Below are 25,033 nucleotides of genomic sequence, written 5' to 3'. Positions count from 1 at the left end.
CGGGCATGATCGTCGCGAACGGGGCCGTCCCCGACATGCGGATCCGCGCCTTCGGTCCGCTCGGGGCCCAGGCCGGAGACCGGCCGGTGGTGCTGGGACCGCTGAAGCAGCGCACGGTGCTCGGTGTTCTGCTCTGCAGGCGTGGCATGCGGGTCCTGAGCGACGAACTGATCGACTCGCTGTGGGCGGTGACGCCCCCGGCCTCGGCCGCCGGCAACCTCCGGACGTACGTGCACGGTCTGCGGCGCGCGCTCGGCCGGGACGTCATCGCCGGCGACGGCCGCACCGGTTACCGCATCGACCCGCAGTCGGTTCGAGTGGACGCCTGGGAATTCGACGTGTTGTGCGCCGACGCCGAGATCTCCCGGCGCAGCGGTGACCTGGCCGGGGCCCGGGACGCGCTCGGCCGGGCGACGGCGTTGCGTCGCGGTCCGGCGTACGCGGACGTCAGCCATGTCGATCCGATCGCGCCCGAGGCGGCCCGGCTGGAGGAGGCGTGGCTGCTGGCGGTCGAGCAGCGGGTGCAGGCCGACCTCGATCTGGGGGCCGGCGACCGGCTCGTCGGTGAGCTGGCCGCGCTGGTCGGCCGGCACCCGTACCGGGAGCGTTTCGCCGGTCAGCTGATGATCGCGTTGTATCGCACCGGCCGGCAGAGCGATGCGCTCACCGTCTTCCGGCACACCGCGGCCGCGCTCATGAACGACCTCGGCGTACGCCCCGGCCCGGAGCTGAACGAGGTGCACCGGGCGGTGCTGCACCACGACGACTCGTTGCGCCCGGCCCGGCCGTCCGCGTCCCGGCTCGGTTCGGCGGCACCGGCTCAGTTGCCGCTCAGTGCACCCGGATTCGCCGGTCGCGACGCCGAGCTGGCCGCGCTGCAGAGTCTCAGCCACGCCGGGAGCGCTCACCCGGACATGCTGACGGTCCTGGCCATCTCGGGCACGGCCGGTGTCGGGAAGACCGCGCTCGCCGTGCGCTGGGCGCATCAGGCCCGCGACCGGTTCCCCGACGGCCAGCTCTACGTGAACCTGCGCGGATTCGACCCGGCCGGTGCCGTCTCAGCCGACGACGCCGTACGCCGTTTCGTCGGCGCCCTCGGCGTACCGATCCGTGATATCCCCGCCGATCCGGAGGCGTGCCGGGCGCTGTACCGCTCCCGTCTGGCCGGATCCCGCGTCCTGGTCGTGCTCGACAACGCCCGCGACGCCGCCCACGTCCGGCCCCTGCTGCCCGGGACGGGCTCGTGCCAGGTGGTGGTGACCAGCCGCAACCCGTTGACCGGTTTGATCGCCGCCGAAGGCGCCCATCCCCTGGCCCTGGGCGCCCTCGACCGGGCGCAGGCCCATGCCGTCCTGGCCAAGCGCCTCGGATCATCGCGCCTGGCCGCCGAGCCCGCGCCCGTCGAGCAGATCGTCGAGTATTGCGCCGGTCTGCCGCTCGCTCTCGCCCTGGTCTGCGCCCGGGCCGCGATCGCACCGGCCACGTCGCTGGCCACACTGGCCGCGGAACTACGGGCGGCGGCGGGCACACTGAACGCCTTCGCCACCGACGACCCGGCCACCGACGTCCGCGCCGTGCTGTCGTGGTCCTACCGGGCGGTCAGCGCGCAGGCGGCCCGGCTGTTCCGGTTCCTCGGGCTGCACCCGGGCGTCGAGGTGTCCGTCTCCGCGGCCGCCAGCCTCAGCGGCGACGACCCGGCCCGGGTGCGGCCGCTGCTGGCCGAACTGACCGCGGCCGGCCTGGCCGACGAGCACCGGCCGGGCCGCTACGCCGGTCACGACCTGCTCCGCGCGTTCGCGGCCGAGCTCGGGGCGCCCGGTCCGGCCGGACCCGCCACGCACCGGCTCCTCGACCACTACCTGCACACCGCGCACCGGGCCGCGAACCTGACCTTCCCCAGCCGCAGCGCGACCGTTCTCGCCCCGGCGCAACCCGGCATCACCATCGACGACACTCCGGACGCCTCGCACGGCGCCGCCTGGTTCACCGCCGAACAGGAGGTGCTGACTGCCGCCGTACGGCACGCCGCCGCCTCCGGTTTCGACGCGCACGCCTGGCAACTCACCTGGGCGCTGGCCACCCACCTCGACCGCCGCGGCCACTGGATCGAACTTCAGACTCTGGCCGGGGAGGCCGCCGACGCAGCCCGCCGGCTCCGCGACGACCGGGCCCAGGCCCGGAGCCTGCGATTGCAGGCACGGGCCCGCTTGCGGCTCGGCGACCCGCACGCCGCGGCCGGCCTGCTGAGCCGCACGCTCACCTTCGACACCGGCCCGGCCGACCGCGGTCACGCCTATTACGCCCTCGTCGAGGTCACCCTCGAACTGGCCGACACCCAAGGCGCCGAAGCCCACCTGGCGAAGGCGCTGGACGAGTTCCGGACGGCCGGCGACGCGGTCTGGCAGGCCAACACGCTCAGCCTCACCGGATGGCTGCACGTGCAGGCCCGGCGCTACCGGGAGGCCATCGCTGCCTGCCGCGAAGCCCTCGGCCTGCAGCAGCGCATCGGAACGCCGCAGGAACAGGCAGCCTCGCTGGACAGTCTCGGCCTCGCGCATCACCGGCTCGGCGACCTCGACGAGGCGACCCACTTCTACGGCCGTGCCGTCGGCAAGTTCGAGCGGTCCGGGGACCGGCACGGTCTGGCCGGAACCCTCACCCGCCGCGCCGAGGTCCACGACGATGCGGACCGTGCGGCCGCGGCCCGCGCCGACCGTGATCGCGCGTCCGCCATCCACGAGCAACTGCACGTCGCGTAGCCGGTCGCCCTGGCCGCCGGGTGCGCGGCGGCCAGGGCGCGCGGACTCAGTAGACCGACTGGCCCAGAGCGTTCAGGACTTCCTGTACGGGCTGGTAGTACGACCGCCGGTCACTGACCGCGTCGCTGCATCCCGCGTCGAGGTAGTTGCCGCCGGACGTGATGCCGAGCGCGACCGTGCCGTGGAAGAGCGCACCGCCGCTGTCGCCGTGCCGGGCACAGTTGGAGGTCTTGATGACACCCTCCACGTACCCGCCGCTGCTGTAGTTGACCGTCGTACTGGTCAGCAGCACCTGGCCGACCAGGTCAGTGCTGATGGTGCCGACCCGGGACACCGACTCGCCGTCGATGGCGTTGCGAGAGGAGTCGATCTGCTTCTGCGTGCCGTTCACCCAGACCGTCCCGTACGCCGTCACGTTGCTGTTCTGGTATTCGACGAGCGCGAAGTCCTTGCGCGGCCAGACCCGGTAGACGACCTGTCCCAGGAACGTACCGTCGGCCGCCTTGTCCCACGAGCTGGGCGAGCAGTGTCCCGCGGTCAGGAAGTACCGCTTACCCGGAGGCGTACGGACGTTGAAGCCCAGCGAGCACTTGGTGCCGGGACCCTGGATGCCCTGCCCGCCCGAGGTGAACAACTCGGCCTTGTCGATCTTCCCGCCGATCCGGTCGACCTGGACGGCGTCGCCGTAGCGCTTCGTGACGCTCTCCATCTGGGCCAGGCGGGTGCCGGTGACCGTGCTGTCGATCTCCACCGACACCTTGTTGGTACTCGGGTCGACGCCCCACGAGGTGCCCGGGATCCGGGCCTCGGCGCCGAGCGCGGTGGTGACGGACTTCAGCTGGGCCGTGCTGTACTTCACCAACTGCGCAGTGCCGCCCGCCGCGCGCACGGACTCGGCCGCCGCGGCGTCGGTCACGGTGACGACGGCCCGGCCGGCGCTGTCGATGTACGCGCCACCCGTGCGCGTATCGCCCAGCCGGTCCGCCACCGAAACGGCGCCGACTGCGCTCATCACGCCGACCGCCGCGGCGGCGTTCGCCGGAGCCGGGACGAGGGCCGTCCCGGCAATAAGCAGCCCGGCCGTCATCACGACCCGGCCGGTCAGGTTTCTTCTCCGCACTGCGCCTCCTGATTGCTGTCGATGTCGACAGCAAGCTAGGCGGCGGCCGTACATTGTCCGTTCACTGCCTGGTGGCGCCGGTCGATCTCCCACCGCCGGGTCGACGCGTTCAGCTCAACGCGAGGTAGGTGTGAACGTCGGAGCCCACCACCGACCTCTCACCGACAGCTGAGGCGACGCGCTTGACGGCGTGCGCCCGGCCGAGCCGGGCGGCTGCCCGTTCCCACCGCTTCGAGGCACGTTGTCCGGTACGCCGTCCGGGCCGGTCTTACGCGACAGCGCCCGGCCCAGGGCGCGCATGCGCTGCCGTCGTCAGCAGCCAGCAGGATCAGTCGGCGCGAAACAATCTGTGTGACAATGGTTTTAGCGGTCGAGTGTGCACAACAACCACCCCGCACTGGGCCGATCGCGGCCCGGTGTCAGAGGCGGCTGAGATGGGCCTCGACCCTGGCGAGCGTCCAGTGTGGATGACTGCCGGTGCCTCGTGCGGAGCCGACTCGTGCTTCAATGCCTCAATCCCGTTAATGGAAGGGTGTAAATGCGCGGAAAGTCGTTCGCCTGGGCCGCGATTCTGCTGGTCGGGGGCTGCGGTCAGGCCACGACAGCGACACCCGGCGCGGCGGGAGACTCGTCGCCCCCGCCCTCGCCGGCCGCGGCCTGGAACTCGGTCGCCGGCGGCTGCCCAGCCCTGACCGGCCGCAAGCAGATCACCGACGGCCCCTTCGGCAACGCCAACGGCTTCGACGACGCGACGTCCTACACAGTCAGCTGCGCTTACGGGGACACCGGCCCGGTGCCGGAGCTTTTCATCACGATCGAGATCGACCGCGCCCACCCGACAAGGCGCGACTGGACGGAGAAGACAAACACCGCCAAACAGGCGGCCGGCTCCGCCGGCCACATCGCGATCGAATTGCCGGGCGTCGGCGACGGCGGGATCGCCATCGCCGACCGGACGAAGCCCACGGTCCTGGCGGCAGCCTGGTCGGCCAACGCCTACATTTCCACGAACGTCACCCTGGCCGGGCCGGTGCGAGACCAGGTCGGCCTGACCGGTGAGGCCGACCAGCTGCGCGGCGTCCTGCAGGAGACACTCGACAACCTGCGCCCCTGACCACGGGCGGCACACAACGTCCCTGGTGCACCAGACGATCGGAGAGGCAGCGATAGCCGCGCCTCCGGCGACCCGGTACGCGGCCACGGGTCTCAGTCGCCGGAGAATCCCCAGATGCCGGTGCCGATCACGTCCGACCCGTCGACCAGGGCCACCGCCCACCCGCACCACGTCATCGGCGGTCCCGCGTCCCAGCGAGCATCCTCGGACCGTTCGAAGTCGGCACGCGTCGGGTCCAAGATGCCGAACAGCTCGACCCGCTGCGCCCCGGTCAACGGCCGCAAAGTGCCCCAGCCGTCCTCGTCCTCCGGATGAAGCACCACGGTCACGTCGAGAACAGAATGCGTCCCACGCGGGCCACCGCCGCTGTCGAACTCCTCGAGACTCGTGGGCCGGACCAGATCCGGCGGCCAGTAGTACTGCCCCGAGTCGAAAACCTGACGCCGCAGGTCACCCAGCACAGCCTTCAGGCTCCAGTCATAGCCAGTGACGTACTGCCATCCCGACGTCCCCAACGATCAGCCCGCCCCGGACATGGAGGCGGGATCGACCGGGACAACGATGACCGGTGGCCTCATCGGCGACCGGCCCACCGTGAACGGCTCGCCCGGCGGCAGCAACGGGGCCAGCACCCGGAACGCCGGCTCCGCCGTCCGCTCGGTGTAGTCCTCCAGGTCATCGGTGACGAGCAAGCCGACACCGCCCCGCTGCAGCTGCCGAACCTGCGCGAAGGCGCCCGTGCCACGCAGCGCATTCGCCCCACCGACACGATCCGCGAGCTCTTGCGCCAGGACGGTCAGCCACCCGTACCCGCGCAACGTCTCCCGGCACCGCCCGATGGTGACCGCCGGATCCCTGCGCCATCTCTCCGGAGTACGCGGTTGGGTCGTCTCCTCCACGACGCTACTTCCCTGGTCGTAGGAGTACGTCACCTGACCGTATCCAGGATTGACCCGATCGGCGAACGAGAACACGAAGTCCACCCAACTCCGCTGCACGGCGACAAACTTCGACCGGTTGACTGTCGCCCGAAGCTGAAGCCAGCCAGGCGATTCCGGGTAGGCCGCGACGTAGCCGTTGAAACTGCTGCCGACCATGATGCCGGTTTCGTCCAGGCGGCCCGTGACGAGTTTGAGACCGACGGGCAGCTCGGCAACCTCTGCTCGCAGCCACTGCCACCCTTCCCGCGAAGCGGTCCGTTCCGTGCGAACCAGCCGCGGACCGTCACCCCGCCGGCGCGAGACAGTGATCTGCCCGAAACTGTCACCCGTACCCGCGGCCTTACCGGCTGCTGCAGTGTCGGCGGGCAAATCGGCGATGCTCGCCTGGACATCGCCGGCCAGAGCAGCGAAACCCTGCTCGAGCCAGTCGTACACGACCTGCCCGGCATCGCCCGCCGACGAGTCCACGTTGAGCTGCACGTCGAGCGCGAAGTCCATCGACGCCTGGCTGGTCGCGAAATCCAGCAACTGCCTGCCCCCTCGTTCTTGGTACGTCCGTCACCGATCATGGCAGGTCGCCGGATTACCCGGCTGGACGCCCTCGTCGAACGTCCAGCCGGGCCGAGTCGACGGCGCCTACGGAACCACCGGTACGACCGGAACTCGCACCGGGGGCCCGACCGGCACCAGAACGGGCCCGCCGACGAACGGGAACGGATCCTGGGATCGCCATTCCTCAAACCATTTGTCGAATCCGCTCTGCTTCTGATGTGTCGGCACGGGCGGCTGCTTTGCGCCGGTATCGTCGATCCCGGCCAAAGTGCGGTAAGGCTGGTAGGACTTTTCGTCCTCCTCCTTTCGCTTGGTGTTGTAGTAGATCACGACACCGGCGTACTCCTCCTGATCGCGTCCCTCGTTGACCGATGAATTCGTCCAGAGGGTCCGGGAGGGATCGATCGGGTCAACCTGAGCGATCCGGGCCGGCAGACGCTCACCGCGTTCGATCCTTTCGCCTGGGTAGGCCGCCTTGAAATGCGCGATGTAGTCATCGAGTTCACCGGGGGCATTCGCCTCGGCGCCGGTGATGTTGGTGCCTGACCCGCCGATGGTCTTGACCTCCCAGATGTACCACTTCTGCATCAGTGGGTCGTAGGCCATGATGTCGGCGAAGCCGGGCCCGTTACTTCCTTTCTTCTTGGAGGCGTGCGGGATCAGGAACTCGATCCAGATCTTCCAGTCCGGGTGCATCACCTTCATATAGTCACGGAATTGCTCCTGAGACTTGCGGTGCCGGACGCTGTACTCCGACAGGTCCTCGTTGTTCTTGTCCTTACCCTCGGGCTCGCCGTAGGGATCTTTCTGCTCCCGGCCGAAGCGATCGTCGTTCTCGGTCGGAATGGGAATGGTGCCGGTGGGATCGCTGAGCGTCGCCGGGTTGTTGTTGGAATAGGCGTAGCCGTTCCACTGCTGCGGATCGTTCAGATCCTGAATGGGGTCGACGGAGATGAATCGACCCAGCAAAGCGTCGTATTCGCGGGCGCCGAGATGAGTCAGCCCCGTGTTGTCGGTCGTCCCCCCGACGAAGCCCTTGTCGTCGGGCCAGGTGGAAGGCGCAACGCCGCGTGGACCGCCGAACGGTGTCTGCCGGCGCATGCTGGCCTGTTGCGTAGCGGCGTCGACCGCGATTTGTGCCGTTCCCTGATGGTCGGATGCCGTCCAGGTCAGCTTGGCCTTGGTCCGCGAGGCGATCGTTTGACCCGCGAAGCTGTAGTAGCGCGTACCGGTCGTCTGGGTCGTCGCCGCGGTGTAACGGATCTCCTGGCCCGCCAGGTAGAGCGTCTTGCCGGTGGGATCGCGGCGGATCAGCCGGTTACCGTCGGCGTCGTAGACGTAGCTGTTCCGGCCACCGGCGTCCGTCGACGTCTCCAGGTGCCCCTCGGCGTCCCAGGTCATCGTCTGAGTGCCGGACGACGGAGCTGGGCGCGTGAGCGTGTTGCCCGTCTCGTCGTACGTGTAGCTGCCTGTGGTCGCACCGGAGACGTTGTTGACCGCGTGCGGCCGCACCGCGGTGCTGCCCGACGGGGTGTAGGCGTAGTCGGTGACAGCGTCGCCGGCTGCGGAGTGTGTGGTCTGCTTCTTACGGTTGCCGATGTCGTCGTACTGCCAGGAGTTCCAATAGGCGGCCGGGCCGCCGAGCATGCCGACCGAGCGGGTGGCGTCGCAGTCACCGCCGGCCGGAGTCCAGGCCTCGGTGAGCCGGGCCAGGCTGTCGTACGTGAAGCACTGAGTGTCGTCGACCGGGTCCGGGGCCGCGTCGACCGCCTTCCGGAGAGTGCCGGCGGCGTAATACTCGTAGCTGGTGTCGGAGAGAATGTAGGGAGCCACCGAGTCCCGGTCGGTGCGGATGCCGGAGAGCCGCCCGGTTGCCGGGTCGCGGGCGTATTTGGTGAATACGTGACCGCCCGTGCCGGTGTACCGGTCCAACTGATCGAGCTCGCCGAGTGCGTTGTAGTCGGTGCTTTCGATGTACGTCGAATTTGTGGCGCCGTACAGGGTTCCCATCGTGGCGGGCTGTCCGAGCGCGGTGTACCCGAGGCTGACCGTCTCGGACTCGAGATCGGTGTTCGTGCCCGGGATGGTCGTCGACTCGATCGAGCCGTCGACGTTGTAGGTGGTGGAGTAGTTGTACGTCCCGGTCAGGCCGGTTTCGCTCTCCGGGATGACGATCTGGGTGTCGACCGGCTGGTAGCGGTCGTTGTAACTCAGGATTCTCGACTGGTACGGCGCCGAGCCGACGAACCGGGTCGACTGCGAGAGCTGGCCCTTGGCTACCGTGTCGTAGATCCATTGAGCGCGCAGATCACCGTTGATCGAGTTGTCGTGAGCCGCCCGTTTCCGATTGAGCCCGTCGTAGGTGTAAGCGATCTTCTTCTTGCGGGCGTCCGTGGCTGTCAGCACGTTGCCCGCGTCGTCGTACGTGTAGGAGGACTTGCCCTTGTCGGGATCGTCCACCTCCGTCCTACGGCCACGCACGTCGTACGTGTAGGTCCAGTCGTTGCCCAGAGTGTCGGCGACGCTGGCCAGATATCCACGCCGGTCGAATTTGTACGCGGTCGATGTCCAGCTGCCGGCGGTCCGAGGTGTGGGAACCGCACCTTTGTACTGCCGCAGTTCGACGGTCCGGCCCCGCACGTCGGTGACCGTCGAGGTCGCCGTTCCCCCCTCCGGCGGGGTGACGTCCGAGCGGTCGCCGGCGTGAACGGTGGACGTCCGCCAGCGCTCGACGCCGTTGGGCTGGAAGATCTCGGCCGTGACCCGTCCCGCGCCGTCGTACTGGGTGCGGTTCTGGCGCGGAACGAAAGCCCGGTCCAGCGAGGCGACAAGCGTTCCGCTCGGGTCAGCGGAGTTGTGGTAGCCGCCGAAGGTCAGCACCTTCCGGCCGGCCGTGTCGTAGAAATCCTCGGTGATGATTCGTCCACCCGTCGGCGACTTGGCCTGCGTCTGCCGGGCGCGTAGCAAGCCGTCGTAGAGGGTGTAGTTGGTGACGTAGGACCCTTGCGGGTTGAGCACCGATGACGAGACCGACGTCGCCGAGTCGTTGTTGATGTCGTAGGTGTACTTCTCGGTCGGGCCGTCGGTTCCCTTGACTCGATCCGGCGTCCAGACGGCGGTCATCCGGCCGAGCGCGTCATAGGCGAGATCAGTACGCTTGTCGTTCGCGTCCTCGATCTCAGTCGGTTGACCCCACGCCGGCTCGAGGGTGGTGGTCTTCTCGTGCTCGAGCGCGTTCTTGGCCACGATCGAGGTGACCGGGCCGTCCTGAGCAGGCGTGAAGGTGGTGGTGCTCTCGTACTTGTTGGCATCGGTGGTCGACTTCACTCGGCCGTGGACGTCGTAGGCCGTCTTGTTCGCCACGATGAAGGCGGGCGTGCCGTTGTTCCAGGCCGACATCTGCAGCGTCTGGGTCGGCAGCCCCTTCGCCGGCGCCGTCCCGTACTCCGAGTTGTCGTAGATCGTGCGACTCTCGGAGATGACGTCGCTCTCGGTGAGGGTTCCGCTGGTGCTCGCGCACTTCACCGCGAACGTCCGCATCCGCTTGATGGCCGTGTTGATCCACAGGGTGTTGTTGCGGATGTACTCCGTTCGGGTGCACTGCTCGTCGCCGTCGACGCCGTCCAGACCCGTATCGTCGACGGAGATCGGCATGCCGAACGCGTCGAAGGAGGTGACGGTCTTGGCGACGCGTTCGCCGCGCCCGCCGTCGAGGGCGGTGTGCGAGGCAACCGTACCGATTCCGGTGAACCGCGCGGTAACAGTGTCCCCGTTGACCGTACGAGTCGCGGTCGCCGCCGAGGCATACGGAGTATTCAGCTGCCGGGAGACGACGGCGCCCTCGGGCCCGTTGAGGATCTTCTCCTCGCGCACCATCCCGGCGAGCCAGTTCTCGTCCGCGATCCCGTCCGTGGCTACGGAGCGCCGTTGGGTGGGGTCCGTGCTCGACAACCGGTCGTTGTTCATGCCGCGGAAGTAGCGGGCCTCGGTGTAGGTCTGGTCGCCCGCGTCGCCGACCGTCACGCCGACCCGGCCGTACCCGCGATAATCCGACCAGGTCTTGTAGCCCTTGCGTACCAGACCGTCGTCGTCCGTCCAGTGCCACGCGGCGCCGTCGAGGTAGTCGTACGAGTAGACGACCCGGGGGCTGCCCTTCGGCGGGGCGCCGCCGGTGTTGTCGTTCTCGTAGATGGTGGTCACCACGTACTTGTGGAACCAGTCGGTGACCGGTACGGACAAGCCCTCCGGGATCCACCGCACCGGGTAGCACCGGCGGGTGTTGGTCGCCTCGGCCGGCCGAGGCTCGTCCGCCTTGCAGTCCTCCTTCGAGTAGACGACGCTGATCGATCCGCCGGTCTCGTTGCGGATCCGCGCGATGCGCATCCAGTTCATCGCCGGCGAGTGGTCGATCGTGTCCACCCGGTTGGGCATCTGCACCGACTCGAACTCGATGTCCGGCACGGTCGCGGTGCCGCCGACCAGGCCCGTGTGCGACAGCTTGGACAACCACAGACCAGCGCGAGTGGTGTCACCCGGGTCGGGGAAGGTGTGCTTCAGCGTCCATCGCTCGACGTTGCGGTACGAGTCGGCGCTGCGCACCTGCGTGGTCACCGAGGCCAGCCGCTTCGTGCTCCAGAACGTCGGCGAGTACACGTCCTCGCACTTGTCACCAGTGCACGACGAGTCCCACGGCACGTCGGGCCAGTGCCCGGCGTCGTGGGTGCCGCAGTCCGCGAGGCACCGGTCGCCGGGGGTGAAGTCGACCCGCAGCGGCGCGAGCGTCTTCAGCGCCGAGTCGACGCCGGCGATCCGCCGGGTGCCGTAGTCGATGCGGTTCAGGTAGGCCGCCCGGTCGTAGCTCGCCGGCGCGTCGGGCTTGTTGTTGCGGGCGTACTTGTTGGTCTCCTTGACGTACCAGAACGACATCGAGTTGCCGACCGGGTCCACGACGTAGTCGAGGTTCCACCGCCACGCCTGCATGCAGTCCGAGTCGTCGAACTTGTCGGCGTGGCACTCGTCGGTCGGGTCGTTGCCGAACACCGGAACGGTCAGCGTCGAGTTGGTGACTGGGTCGTCGGCGGTCCAGCCGGGCAGGCGGTGGCTGCCGAACCAGTACTGGACACCGTCGCTGGTCGTGACGACCCAGTACTCACCGTTGTTGTCGCCGTTGACCGCGCCGACCTCGCGCCTGATCCGCGACCCGTCGTCGCCTCGCAGGTGCCAGCGCTTCTCGGTCGGGTGGTAGAGCAGCTCGCCGGAGTGGCCGTTCAGCGACAGGGTCGCGTTGTCGGTCTCCCAGCACAGGTCGCCGGTCTTCTCCTTGTTGTTGGCGTTGTCGCCCATGTCGTCGTGGCAGGAGCGGTAGCGGCGTTCGATGAAGCCGCCGGCCGTTGTCTCGAAGCCTTGACCGGCCCAGGACGGCTGGTTGTTCGACGCGGCGTGCGCCCCGTCGACCGACTGCGACGAGTAGGACAGCCCGACGTCCGGCCCCTTGCCACCGAGTGGGGGCGGGGTCCGCATCGGGTACGACCAGGTGAACGCGCCTGTGTTACCCCCGGCGGCCCAGGTCGACGACGGGCTCAATGAGGTGGCCGAATAGTCGCCCGCCGGACCGGACGGACCCGCGGTCAGAGCGACGAGGGTTTGAGCGCTGCCGACGGTCACCGCGCCCGAGACGGTCCGGGCCTGCGTGTCGTTCTTCGACGGAATCGGTTCCGGTGCGCACTCGGGCTTGGCCGGTGTGGTCAGCGCACAGTTCGGCAGGGTGACCAGCCGCAGGCGACTCGACCAGTCGGCGCCGTAGGCATTGGCGAAGGGGCCGTAGTCGACCGTGACCGTGGCCGGACCGGCCGTCGTCCTCGCTTCAGTGCGGCCCACGCGCATCAGAACGCCGCGTACCCCGGCCTTGGCCGTGGCCGCCCGGTCGAGCACCTCGACGCGCGTTCCGGACGCGCCGGCCCGGAGCCCGGCGGCCGGCCACACCGGCGCGGGTCGGGCCGAGGCCGGCGCGGGCTGCTTGAGCGCCGGGATCGGCTGCGGCTTGACCGCCTCGACCGGGACTACCGGTACCGGTTTGGCCGCCGACGGCTTGTACGGCTCAGGCTTCGCGGCGCTCGCCGCCGGACCGTGCAACAGGCTCGCGAGCAGAGCTCCGACCGCGACGACGGCTGTTCTTCGCCGCAGTTGGGCAGGCAGGGGTGACTTCACCGGACGCTCCCGTGGGGGTGAGGAAAGGTCAGGGGACGGAGGGGACGAAGCGAATGCCGTGACCGGGACGCAGAACGGCTCTGCGGTCGGCGTACAGCAGTGCGGAAGCGCCATCGGCGGACTGGATGCCGATCAAGGACATTCCGCCGCTCTTCAGATAGCTGCCGTCATTGGTGGGGTGGACGAAGCTGAGGCCGCCGGACTCGTCGAGGATCGCTTGGAAGGTGAAGCGGGTGGACTGATCGCCTTGGTGTCGGACGTTGCGCCACTCGACGACGAACTGCCGGTCGGGAGCGGCGCCGCGCACGGCGGTCAGAACGGCGGACTGGTCGTCGGCCACCCAGTCACCGCGGAACGGGTAGAGGTAGGCGGCACCGGCCAGTTCGAGGCTGCCCTCGGTGCCGATCCGCAGCGTGGTCGCCGACGCGCCGTACGCCGAGATCGGGAACGGCAGGTCGACGGTGGTCCAGGCGCCATGCCCGTTGAGGAGGCTCGTCCCGCTCAACGCCGCGTACGGGATCTCGGCCTCGCCAACGGTGTAGCCGGTGTCGATCGGCGTGGTCTGCAGGGTGAAGTCGGCGACGACGGGATTGCGACCGACCAGCACGGAGCGGACCGTCGAGCCCGTGCAGTCGCCACCGGGGACGGTCGCCACCACCGTCCAGGTCTTGGCCGGCACGCCGTCGAGGCTGTAGTAGCCGTCGCCGTAGGTGGTCGCGGTGACGCCGCCCGCGGTGACCGTGGCGTTCTCGACCGGGTTGTCGCCGCAGGTGACCGTACCGGTGATCGAGTTCTCGGACGGCACGTCGGGCGTGAACCGGATCCCGAGGCCCGAGTCCAGCAGATCGGCGCCGTAGAGGTACTGGAAGGCGACCGTGCCGTCTGTGTTCTCGATGCCGACGGTGGCGTTCGCGCCTCGCTCGATCGGGTTCTGCGGATCGATGCCGTCGTAGGCGAAGGTGATGCCGCCGTTCTCGGCGAAGATGGCCTCGAAGGACACCCGGACGGTGTCGTTGCCGTACCAGGCGGCGTCGCGCCACTCGACGATCCACTGCCGGTTCGGCGCGGTGCCGGTGACCTTCGTGGCGATGGCAGCCTGGTCGTCGATGACCCAGTCACCCCAGAACGGGTAGACGGCGCTGTTCGGCGTGCCGTCAACCGCTCCCGACGGAACCGGGGTGGCGGCCGAGTCGGTGCTGCCCTCGGGCGCCAGCGACACGAAGCCATTGGTGCTGATCCACGGCGAGGTGGTCGTCTCGCCGTAGAGGCTGACCGGGAAAGGCGCAGTCACCTTCCACATCTCGTCGTCGCCCGTGAACGGTTGCACAGTGTCGGCAGTGATGAACGGCTGGGCTGCGGTGGTGCAGTGGTAGTACGTGTCGGCGTCGTCGTTGAGCGACAGGTCCGTCGAGACGTCCCCCTGGGTTTTGTAGACCGTCGCCGTGGCGTACTGCCCGAGGCACTTGTCGTCACCCCGCGAGGCGATGAGCTGGTAGGCGCCAGGTGGCAGGTCGGCGAATTGGTAGCTGCCGTCGGCCGAGGTCCGCACCGTGCGGTTGCCGGGGTTCAGGGTCACTGTGACGTTGGCGATCGGATCGGTCGTCACCGCTTCGGTCAGCACACCACTGACGGCACCGGTACCGGTCGGCGTCCAGGTGATCGAGCTGTTCGCGGTCAGGAGCGGCTCCCAGTTCGAGTAGTAATCGTGCACCCGGCTGGACATCGCCTCCAGGCCGACTGTGGCATTGCCGCCCTTCTGCAGGTCGGTCCCGGCAACCGCGTAGTGGTAGGCGATCCGGCCGTTCTCGTGCAGCACCAGCTCGAACGTGGTGCGCTCGCTGGTGCCGATGAACAGCACGTCGCGCCACTCGATGACGAACGCGCGGTTGGGCGCGGAGCCGGTCGTCTGCGTACGAACGGTGGCCGAGCCGTCGACGACCAGGTCGCCCCAGAGCGCCTCGAGGTAACCGCCGCCGACGGCGGCCCAGCCGTTCGTCGAGACGGTCGCGGTGGTCGCCGTACGCCCGTAGAACTGCACCGGGAACGGCAGGGTCACGTCGGTTTCCACGTCGTCACCGGTCAGCGGCAACACGGTGCCGGCCGCCACGAAGCCGCCGGCCCCGACGGCACAGGCATAGCCCATGACTCCGTGGTCCGGGGCCAGCCGCAAGTTGGTCACCGTGTCGGCGGTCAGGTCGACCTGCGTCTGCGCCTGCTCGTCGCAGCGCCCGGGCTTGCGGGTCGTCACGGTGTAGCTGTCCTCGACCAGTCCGAAGAACGAGTACGCTCCGTCGGCCGCCGTGGTCGTGGTCAGCCCGCTGGGGTCCAGTTGCACCATGGCTCCGGCCACGGACTGCCCGGCGGCGTTGGTCAGCTTGCCGGTCAGGTTGTGCGTCTCGAAGCCACCGTCGACGTTCGGCGGGGTGAACACGATCGCTTTGCCGTTGACCAGCGCCGATTCGTCGGAGGAGTACGCGAAGCCGTCGTCACCCTCCGGTGACTCCAGGCCGACCAGGGCGTTGCTGCCCTGCTCGGTCGCGTTGTCCAGCCCGTCGTAGTTGGTCGTCACCGTGCCGTCGGCGCCCAGGGTCACTGCGAAACTGAGCCGCTGCGCGGTGTTTCCCTTGCGGTGCGCGTTGCGCCATTCGACGACGAACTGCTGAGCCGAGCCACTGCCGGTGACCGCGGTCCGTATGCTCGCCGCCGAGTCGATGACGAGGTCGTCCCAGAACGGAGCCACGACGGCGTTCGGCTCGGCCGCCGAGACCAGGGGCTCACCCGCGACGTGCGGATGGGCGCCCAGCGGATCCTCGAACGACACCAGACCGTTGGTGTCGACCCACATGCTGCGATAGGCGCCACCGAAATGGGGGAACAGGAAGGGCAGGGCCACCACGGTGACGGCATCGTCACCGACCAGCGGCAGTACGTTCACGCCGGTCGGGAAGGCCGCGGTGCGCTCGGTGCAGAGGTGGCCGAGGTTGGACGAGGCCCGCCTGAGGTAGACCTCCAGGGTCAAACCTTCGCTGCTCACCTCGAATGCCTGTTTCCCGGCCTGCCCGCACCGGCCGCCGAACGACGCGGTGACGGTGTAGTCGCCCTGGACGAGGTCGGGGAACGAGAAGGCCCCGTCGTCGTCGGTCGTGGCCACGATGTTGCCGGGCTGCAACCGAACCGTCGCCCCGACCGCCAGCTCCGACGTGGCCAGGTCGAGCACGGTGCCCGACAGCAGCGCTCCCAGCAGCACGTCGATCTCGATTTGAGCCAGCGGACTGTCGCGGTCACCGCTCACGGCGACGGCGTGCAGCGGCCGCTCTCCGGCGATGGAGCCCACCGGCACGGGCACCGTGACGTCGCCGCCGACAGCGGTCGGGGTCTGGGACGAGTCGAGCGCGGTGCCCCCCAGGCTGTATCGGTACTTGGTGACGTTGGTGTCGCCGCCCGCGCTGATGGTGACCCGGATGGTCCCGCCCTTCTTCACGGAGCCGACACCGTCGGTGAAGCTGAGGACGGGCGGCAACGGCAGGGACAGCGGGGCCAGTTTGGCGGCGGTCTCGGCGAAGCTGTAGACGCGCACGTCGTCCACCGCGCCGTTGAGGAAGCCATCGTCGGCGCCGTTCCATTTCCGCTTGCCGATCGTCACCGCTCCGGCGGCGTTGAAGCCGCCGGTCAGCGCTGCGGTCGCGGACTGGGCGACGCCATTGACATAGAGCGTCAACTTCCTGGTGGGGCCGTCGTAGACAGCGGCCAGATGTGTCCACCGGCCGGCCACCGGCGCGGCGTTCGACAGCACCTGGGTGACGGCCGGGTTGTCGGCGTCCGCTCCCGCCATGGCAAAGCGCCATCGGTTGTCGGCACCGGAATAGCCGAGGGTGTACGCCGACGTGCGGTTGCCGGAGGCCGCGACCGCAGTGCGCTGACCGGTGACTCCGCTGGTCGAGGTGAGCCGTACCCGGGCGGTCACCGTGAAACTGTTGTCGGTGCGCACGGCGGTGGCAGCGCCGGTGTCCGGGTGGGGATAGGTCGGAGCCGCGGCGGTGGCGGCAAACCCGCTGGTCCCGTTGAGCGCCAACGCCTTACCCGCCTTGCTGCGCCCGTCGACGCGGCTCGCGCTGCCGCCGAGGGTGGCGGTGTTGCCGTGCTCACTGATGTCGGTCGCGCTGCCGTCGGTCTCGTCGAACGTCCACTCGGCGGCCGGCCCCGTGCCCGCCCGCACGGTGAAGGTGAAGGTCGATGGGTTGGTGGAGAAGCGGCCGGCGTGATCCTTGGACCAGACGTGCAACCGGTTGATGCCGTCGTGCAGCGGCACTGCCTTGATCGTCGCGCTGTTGTTCGCGTTCTTCGGCACGGTCGGCGTGGACGCCTGCCGGCCTGAGTCCAGCGTCCATGCGTACGCGACGACTTCGTGCGGCCGGGTGGACGGCGGCGCGACCGTGAACGTGCCCGCGAGGCCCACGCCGCCCCTCGGCTCGGTCTGTGAGTAGTCGCCTGACGTGATGACTCCCGGTGCGGGGGGTGGCGTCGCGTCAACTGTGAACTCGCAGGTGCCGGACCAGGTCGAAAGGCTGCCGTCGCTGGTCTTGGCCTGCCAGACATAGGTGCCGCCGTCGACGAGCCTGCCCGCGGGGATCTGCCTGCTGACGATCGCGTTGTTGCCGTTCGACTGCGTGACCTTGTTCAACTCGCTGCGTGCGCCGTTCGTCTTCTCCCACCAGTAGAAGTCCGTGGTCAGCTCACCGCCGTCCGGGTCGGACTGCTTGCCGGCCAGCACCACGGGCGTCGTCCACAGCACATAGGGCCGGCTGGTGCCGACCGCGCATTTGTGGCCGTCCGACGTGCGGGCGTCGAGCGCCTTGGGCGGACGGTTGAACGTGATGGAAAGACGAGCGGTGGAGGGGTTGAACCGCTTCCACTGCTTGAGAGTGGTCTCGTCGTAGGCCCTCAGGCCCAGGCTCACACTGGTCCAGCCCCTCGACGCGCCAAGCGCGACCATGCGCTGCACGTCGAACTCGATGTGCCCCGGACCGTCGCAGCCGTGCACCGAGCCGAGCTTGCGGTTGGCGTGGGTCTGCTTGGTGTAGCTGCCATTCCACGTGGGCTGGTTGTTCCAGGTCGTCGCGGCCGAGAACCCGCCGGTCAGCCAGATCTTGGCATCACTGCGCGGATTGCAGGTCCACGAGTGCCGCTGCTCGATGCGAAACGTGGAGGCGACGATCTTGGTGCCCTTGACCGGACTGGTGTTCATCCGGAAAAGCGAGCGGATGATGTGGTCGGCGCAGCCCTCACAGTCCTCGGTCCGGCCGGCACCGGCCGCCCCGTACGTCGAGCCGTCCCTCAGCGCCGTCGCGTTCTTCCAGAAGGAGCTCGTGGGGTGTTTGCTCCACACCGACGTCCACTCGTTGCTGACCAGCCCGCCGGTGACTGAGGGGTCGATGAAGACGGGGAACTTCGTCCGCGGATCGTTGAGCATCGCCCGATCCGGTGTGATGGTCAGGGCGCCGTCGTTCACCTTCAACGGCATCACAACGCGGCTGTCGCGCTCGTCACCGGCCGAGTTCCCGTCCGGCTTCTTCTCACCGGCTGGAGGACCCGAAACGCTCGAACGCTTGGCCGAGGGGGCGGACTGAGGCGGGGATTGTTGGGTTGACGACGAGTCCCACATCAGTGGGGCTGGGGCAACGAAGACCGGAGCTCCCGCGGCGTCCCGGGCCACCAGGCCGCCGCCCGGTCCGGCGGCCACCCGGACACCCTTGGCCGCAAGGCCGAACTTGAGGGTCGCCAGCTTCGCGCTGGTGGCCGCCGCACGAGTCCGCACGACCAGCACCTCGGAGAAACCGGTGGCCTGCGCGGTCACCTGAAGGTCAACGCCGGGTAGCACATCAGGATAGACGGCCGACGATCCCTTCAAGGTGGGTGCCGGAAGCTTGGACGGCCAGTTCACCGCCAACTCGCGGTCGCCGTCCCGCAAGCGCCCGACCAGTGCGTCCCCGCCTTTGGAGAAGGTCATCGGCAGGACGGTCGCCCGCGGCGACACGCCCTCGGCGGTCTTGACCAACGTGGTGTCCACCGGCGCCCAGGCCCCGGCCGCGCGCACCCGAACCGGCTCGACGGCCTGCTCCAGCGTCGCCGTACCGTCGGTGTTGAGGAACATCTGGGCGTACTCGGTGCGCTCGGAAAGGACCTCGACCGGCCGCCGGCAGATCGCGACCATACGCCGCGCGCTCAGCTCGTCCGGCTGCTGCAACGTGCAGGCCGGAGCCGGCGCGGCGGAGGCAGGTGATCCGCCGGGCAAGGCGGCTAGCGAACCGGCAGCGAGCGCCGCGGCAGTCATCGTCGCGATTCGGGCACGCTGACGCCAACGCACAGCAGCCATGAAGATCTCCCCGTGATTCCACATCGCATAGTCGTGAGAGGCAGAACCTACGAAGTCAAGATCGCCTATGTAAAGAGCATGGAGAACTACCCAAAACGACCAAGAGGAGTGAATCAGCCACCGTCAGTAGCCATCGAGCATCAGCAATGCCAGCTCAGCCCACCGAAGATGAATCGAACTCACGGCGACGCGTCCAAAAAGTGATGTCCGTCACTTCACCTGATGAGAATCCATGCCAAACCAGCCCGCAAGCTCGGCGGCAAGCCCCATCGCACGCCAACGCGACCACTGGCTCGACGACGGCGGCGGCCGACGCCAAATACCAGGCAGCCCTCGGCGCCTCCGACATTCCACGACAGATCGAGAGCCCGCGCCGGACGATTGCCGACGCCGACGCGAAGGTGAACCGGAGACGGGTGATTTTGCACGTCGGCGGGACCCGGAGCTCATCGCCCGCTGGATCAATGCGGCCAACGCGATCAGCAGGCCGCCGAGATCTGACTGAGGCTTGCCGCGACGCCGACGCAGCGCATAAACGGTATTCAGCTCGACGCCCTCAACGGCGCACACACTGGCCCGGCAAGAGAGACCACCGCACAGTGGGAATTCAGGGGGCCTCGGCCCCCTGAGCAGGCATGGCAAAAAGCAATGTTCGAGCACTCCGGCGGGGGGGGCGGTGCGCGGGCCGAAAACCCGCAGGCTGACGCGCTGAACTTGGCCGCCGGCTACGGTCCTGAGCTGTTCCTTCTGGCGGGACCCATGTTGCGGGCCGCCGCGGATGTCTCGGCGCCGACCACCTTCAGCGGCAGATGCGCAGCGACGCGGCGCATGTCGAGCGGGTCGTGAGGCTCGAGACCCAGGTCGGCGCGCAGGGCAACAGCCCGGCGTTCAGCGGCGGCCTTGAAGCCAAGAGGCAGAGTCATAGCTCTCCAGCTTCGATCCGACGCTGCAGTTCGCGTTACGCGCCCGCGTTCGACGGCGGTAGTGCTCGACCAGCAGCCGCGCCACGACCTGGTGCGGGTGGACGATCAGGACGTCGTGCTGCGGAGCTGCCACCAGGATCACCCGCGGATCGGTGTTGAGCCGGGGAGCAGGGCCCGCACCGCCTCCGGAACAGCGATCTCGCCACGCACACCCACCGGATGCCGACCGGTCGGCGACCCCGTGATCACCAGGGCATCGCCCAGGACCGCCATGTCGAGCCGTTGCCCCGCCGTCCAGCGCAGCGCCTGCAACAGCGGACCCGGAAAACGAAAACGGTGAAAACTCACCATGAAGGCGAATTTTCACCGTGAACGGTGTCCGGAGCCCAACACAGCGACTCAGCACACGGCAGTGGCGGCCCGGACGCTCCGACTCATAGGCGCGTAGAACCAAGCAATGACTAGTGACCCCACCGGTGACGACGCCAGGTCTTTATCCTCGCAACCCATATCGTCGCTGCAATCGTGTTGTCTGTGAAGTGAGTGACTGCCAGCCATCGGTGTCAAACTTTGCAGAAGGTTTCGAATCCTGGCATTGCGATTACGAACCCCCGTCACCAACCTCAGTCGCGAGCCGCGAGAACAACTGCTCGATCGCCGCATCCTCTTTCACAGCGCTCAACTCGTCCGATTCCCGTTCTACCTCCTCATCGAATGCGTCCTCAGCTTCAGCCTGGTTTCTCTCATATATCGTTGAACGCGCTGACTCCAAGACGTCGGGATCTACGAAAACCCCAAAGCTTGTTGCAACGACGCCGATCTCCCCAATCTCGTCACTGGACCCAATCTCCTCGAAGTCGCTAGCAAGCACTTCAGCCGCCCATTCGCGCATCTGCGCCGTAAGCTTCTTAGCTACGTGCGCCGGGAATGCATCGGGAACCAGGGCTCTCAGCCGTGCAAGCTGCGACCACTTATAAGTGTAGGGTTGATGCTTTTGTAAGCATCGACGAGCCGTCTCTGCCGTTCTCAGATCAAGCCGGCCTGCTTCTTTCAGAGCTTGAATTAGCGAGACAGGCTTCGAGGGATCACTTTCGAAACGCCTAAAGTCCAACCATTCGGATTGCAGCTCCAAAATTCTCTGGTCGAACCAATCCTGAAGCCTGCGCCGGAGCGAGGGATCCTCCGACATGAGTCGCAGCAGGTATATCAGGCGATCTTCTTTTGTGCGTGAGTCACGCGTGAAACGAGGAGTCGGCTCATCATCAAAGTAAACATTTCGCCAAGCGGGGTTCCTCGCCGCATACGAACGCTCAACGACTTCCGCGATAGAACTCACCAGAGCATTCGAATAAGGACCGTCCAACACGCTACTTGTAAACCAATCAAGCTGCTCGAAGAAGAAACAGCCGGAAACCGTCGACGGAATTTCCTCCGGGTGCTGAGAGAGCCATGCCGCGACAAAATCTCGAATTGAGGGATTGGCCATATCAACGAATATCTTACCGCCGCCCTCCCAGCTCCGAGTAAATGTGTCGTCGAGGACTTCAATCGAATCGCGAAACGCACCCCGCCGCTGAGAATGCCGATGCGCCGACCCGAGGAGCACAAAAGCCTGCTGTAAATCTTCTAAAGTCGTCGAGGTTGGCATCGACGCTAGCGCCACCAGAATGTCTTTACAACTATCATCCAGTTGTTGCTCAAACGCTCGCTGCCAGATTAGATCTGGGTTATCGAGAACTTCGACTGCAAATTTGACGTAATCAGCGTTGTCGTCGGGAGAGAGTTTCCTTGAGGCAAGCCCTGTGACATACTCAATCAATCGCGGATTGTAATTTGGATGATCAATAATATTGTTATAGTTGCGGTCGCGAGCAAGTAGCCTACGTGAATCAATCGAAAGCTGCCCGGATCGCCAAGCATGGTTGTAGAAAATCCTCGCACGATCGAGCCTCGTATAGTCCGAAAGTTCCAGGATCAGCCTTTTAAGCGGAAGTGCTGACCGATGTAGCTCTTCGTACCATTGAGTAGCCTGTGTGAGAATGTGCTCTCGCGTCGTTAAGATGAAGAGCGTCTTATTCGATTGCAAGCACTGCCGCATAAAAGCGGTTAGTCGCTTATCCTCATTCTTGGCTAATCGGTCTTGCAGAAAGGTGCTGCCGAGAAAATCGTCGTAGTAGAAAACCTGCGGCTTGGAAGGGTGCAGCGTTCCGTGAGCTTCATCAATATCAGCAGAAATCTCGATTGGCTCGTAACCATCGTGGACCGCGTCAGCTAGCAACATCCTTGCCAAAGTGGTTTTGCCGATACCCGGCTGACCAGTCACGACAAGTACTCGATCAGCTCTAAGCCGCTTTCTAGCGTCCCAAAAGACTCCCGTCTCAACATAACGAGGAAGCGTAGATTTGATCTCTTCGAAAAGGAGCCGACTCCTAGCCCAGGTCGAGGCGTGGATTGCGCCATCAAGCTGAGAAGCATTGGAAAGCCACAGCTTTACATGTGCTCGCTCTACCTGAGAGTGCCGATTTAGTAGCAGCTCTAAGTCGTCCAGCCCGTATACATGATCGTCCCGAGAAATCCACGCGGATAGCTCCGTGGCGAGTTGACTCTTCCGCTTCGCTGTTAGTGGCTGACTAGTTACAAGTCGGTATGAGGAGGCGACAGTTTGAAACCGCTCAAGGGTATTAGCCTCGGCACGCACCGCGGATAGTAATTGTGAGTAGCTACTTCCTTGCATATGTTTGCACTGCACGATGTCGGGAGGCCGGCCATCGTTGAGGTGTCGCAGATCAACTCCTTGGTCCGCACCTCGGGCGAACGCCTCGAACGTTAGTCCGTACTCGGCACGAAGGAGATCCGCGACGAGTAGCTCGAAGTCGTGATCGGAGAGTGAAGCGTACGATCGCACACGAGTACTGTGCCACGTTCATACCGTGCCGGCCAGCACGTGGTTGCTGAAAGCTACGCGTGAGCACGATCCTTCGGTTTCGGTCCGAGCTCGACATGAGCGGTACGAACGCAACGTCCTATGGCGAATTTCGTTGCGGCCTCCCACGCCCCTTCGCTGAAGGCAAGTTGCCATCATCAAATTCCCCAAGCACGCCTGAGGCGATTCGGCTGCGCCCCTTCTCGAAATGCCGGTTTGAAACTACCTCATTGGAGGCAACTACAGCTGCGTACTGATCCCGGAGCAGTCGGACCCGATCGGTCAACTCTTGCACGGTGGCATGCGTCGCCAAAGCGCGCTCCATCTTCGCGGCGTGCCTCAACGCGGTAAAGCGCCGGGCAGTATCACGAAGAGAGTTTGCTCGCCTCTCTGATCCCAGGAACGATGCCGTGGCAGTAACCGCGGCCGATATGGCACCCACCGCACCCCAACCTTTGGGCTCACCAATTGCTACCAAAAGCGACGCGATAGCCGCCAAAACGGCAGGTATAAAAACAATCCCCCGTCCCCAAAACTCCGCCGCCTTAGCCGCCTCAAAGTAGGCTTGGGCCGAATAGCTACTGTCTGTGTACAGCCGTTCGAGCTCACTGATCACGGGGCGCTTATCTTCGTTTGGCATTCTTTATGGCTCCCACTTCACTTGCGGCAGCGGTATTCTGTCGGGCGCCTTAAGCAGGTACGCAGCTGTATGATCTAGGTTCTGGTCTGCAATCTGTACGGATCTCAGAAGACTCGGTGGGCAACCACGCGCTTCGTAACAAGCGACAAGCAATGCCCTCCTGATCCGAGTATTGTCTTCATCTTGAAACCTTTGCCGCAGTCGTGGACCGTCCGATTGCACTCCCGCGTGGCCAATGTAACGAGCCGCGAACTCACGAACGAACGTTTCCTTGTTCTTGTCGGCGAGCATATTCCATGCAGCTTGCCGGGATTTTTTTGTATAGACGTTTTGCCTTAGCAGATATATGAGCAGGTGCTGCTCAGCGTATGGATAAAGAGAAAGCATGCTGTTGGTAAGAAGATCAACGACTTCTTCCCCAATTTCCGGCATCTTACTTTGGAATTTCGCCAGGTAGAACAAGCTTTCCCGTGCAACATGCGGCAGCTGGGTCATATTCACCAAGAGCCATTTGACTGCATAATCGTCTCGAATTCGACCGAACTGATTGAGACAATACTTGAGATCGCGAGTATCTGGTAGTCCATCCGCGACCACTCGATCGAAGTAGGCACGTAAGTCAGTTGGCGCAGTCGCGTCCCGAATGCGAATCCCGTAGCTGATGGCATCTTTTTCGAGATCTTCAAGCTCCTGAGGTACTGAATGACTATCGATAATTCTCGTTTTCGAACTGGACAGTATCAACCGACGGCTTCTAAGTGCACTATTGACTTCTAAGAGTATTTGGCGGAGTGCGAGCCAATCGTCTCCGAAAGCATAAATGTCATCCGAATACCTAAAATACCTGATCTGCCTAGACGTTATCAAAGCATCAATCGGCAGCAAATACATGTTGGCCAGAATGCCGGAGACGTCGTAGCCTTGCGGCAATCCCCAGACGCTTCCCAAATTGTTGAAGGAACGCAAGGACTCACTGATTACTTCTATTGTCCAAGCATCCAGCGGCAGAGAAGCCAGTTCGGACAAAAGAGTTTCAACGTCTACCGACTCGTAAAACGATGATATATCAGTGCGCGCCAGCATTAGGTCAGAATTTCGCTTATGATGTGAGCGTGCCGCCCGCTGCATCCTCAGCCACGAACCGACGGGAGCCAAAATTCTATCTTTCCGCTTCCACCAGCGATAGCTATATACGTCGCGAGGAACTGTCCCATCGATGACTGGAGCTGCCCCAAGTACGGCGGCTTCATATGCTAGCCTCGCCCCCAGGCGAAGCCTAGATAAGGGCCGCACCATTAAACGATCCTTCGGTAGATCTATTACCTCTACATGGGCGGGCTTGTAGTTGTTCGTCACGATCTCGCTAACTAGTTGCGCCCGGTATCGCGACCAGTTGGATTCGATGTCTGCAAACGCTATCGGGTCCGGTAGATCCAGGTCGCTGGATGAGTTTCCCAACTGGATCCAGGCTAGGTCGAGAC

General features: G+C 65.8%; 11 protein-coding genes. 2 read left to right on the top strand and 9 right to left on the bottom strand.

Annotated features, from left to right (window positions below):
• The first annotated feature begins 5 nt into the window (after positions 1-5).
• Complete coding sequence (locus KOI35_RS26690) at positions 6-2,759, top strand: AfsR/SARP family transcriptional regulator (protein ID WP_215791355.1); 2,754 nt, start codon at positions 6-8, stop codon at positions 2,757-2,759.
• 46 nt (positions 2,760-2,805) lie between these two features.
• On the opposite strand, the gene KOI35_RS26685 is transcribed toward KOI35_RS26690, so the two are convergent.
• Complete coding sequence (locus tag KOI35_RS26685) at positions 2,806-3,879, bottom strand: S1 family peptidase (protein ID WP_215791354.1); 1,074 nt, start codon at positions 3,877-3,879, stop codon at positions 2,806-2,808.
• A 538-nt stretch (positions 3,880-4,417) separates the two neighbouring features.
• Here KOI35_RS26685 and KOI35_RS26680 point away from each other — a divergent pair.
• Entirely contained in the window at positions 4,418-4,993 is a 576-nt protein-coding gene (locus tag KOI35_RS26680) for a hypothetical protein (protein WP_215791353.1), read from the top strand.
• 92 nt (positions 4,994-5,085) lie between these two features.
• On the opposite strand, the gene KOI35_RS26675 is transcribed toward KOI35_RS26680, so the two are convergent.
• From KOI35_RS26675 to KOI35_RS26640, 8 genes are all read right to left on the bottom strand, one after another.
• Entirely contained in the window at positions 5,086-5,454 is a 369-nt protein-coding gene (locus KOI35_RS26675) for a hypothetical protein (protein ID WP_215791352.1), read from the bottom strand.
• 57 nt (positions 5,455-5,511) lie between these two features.
• Positions 5,512-6,462 carry a type VI immunity family protein gene (locus KOI35_RS26670; protein ID WP_215791351.1) on the bottom strand — a complete coding sequence of 317 codons (951 nt, stop codon included), beginning with the start codon at positions 6,460-6,462 and terminating at the stop codon, positions 5,512-5,514.
• A 108-nt stretch (positions 6,463-6,570) separates the two neighbouring features.
• Entirely contained in the window at positions 6,571-12,693 is a 6,123-nt protein-coding gene (locus tag KOI35_RS26665; RefSeq protein WP_308121165.1) for an RHS repeat-associated core domain-containing protein, read from the bottom strand.
• 28 nt (positions 12,694-12,721) lie between these two features.
• Entirely contained in the window at positions 12,722-19,066 is a 6,345-nt protein-coding gene (locus tag KOI35_RS26660; RefSeq protein ID WP_246613804.1) for an NIDO-like domain-containing protein, read from the bottom strand.
• Positions 19,067-19,791: 725 nt separating this feature from the next.
• A complete protein-coding gene (locus KOI35_RS26655) occupies positions 19,792-19,989 on the bottom strand; it encodes a hypothetical protein (protein WP_215791349.1) in 198 nt (65 codons plus the stop codon).
• A 138-nt stretch (positions 19,990-20,127) separates the two neighbouring features.
• Entirely contained in the window at positions 20,128-20,340 is a 213-nt protein-coding gene (locus KOI35_RS26650; protein ID WP_215791348.1) for a hypothetical protein, read from the bottom strand.
• A gap of 250 nt (positions 20,341-20,590) precedes the next feature.
• Positions 20,591-22,894: an nSTAND3 domain-containing NTPase gene (locus KOI35_RS26645; protein WP_215791347.1), complete on the bottom strand. Its 2,304-nt coding sequence runs from the start codon at positions 22,892-22,894 to the stop codon at positions 20,591-20,593.
• A gap of 661 nt (positions 22,895-23,555) precedes the next feature.
• Positions 23,556-24,908, bottom strand: coding sequence for an RNA-directed DNA polymerase (locus tag KOI35_RS26640; RefSeq protein ID WP_215791346.1), 1,353 nt, complete (start codon positions 24,906-24,908; stop codon positions 23,556-23,558).
• Positions 24,909-25,033: the final 125 nt, after the last annotated feature.

Source organism: Paractinoplanes bogorensis, assembly GCF_018829635.1.
Taxonomy (GTDB): Bacteria; Actinomycetota; Actinomycetes; order Mycobacteriales; family Micromonosporaceae; genus Actinoplanes; species Actinoplanes bogorensis.
The sequence above is the reverse complement of the archived record's forward strand: the minus strand, read 5'-3'. Positions and strand labels throughout refer to the sequence as shown.

Coding starts and splice junctions, on each gene's coding strand:
- KOI35_RS26690 (WP_215791355.1), top strand. CDS start 6: ATGATCGTCGCGAACGGGGCCGTCCCCGACATGCGGATCCGCGCCTTC.
- KOI35_RS26680 (WP_215791353.1), top strand. CDS start 4,418: ATGCGCGGAAAGTCGTTCGCCTGGGCCGCGATTCTGCTGGTCGGGGGC.
- KOI35_RS26660 (WP_246613804.1), bottom strand. CDS start 19,066: ATGGCTGCTGTGCGTTGGCGTCAGCGTGCCCGAATCGCGACGATGACT.
- KOI35_RS26655 (WP_215791349.1), bottom strand. CDS start 19,989: ATGACTCTGCCTCTTGGCTTCAAGGCCGCCGCTGAACGCCGGGCTGTT.
- KOI35_RS26650 (WP_215791348.1), bottom strand. CDS start 20,340: ATGGTGAGTTTTCACCGTTTTCGTTTTCCGGGTCCGCTGTTGCAGGCG.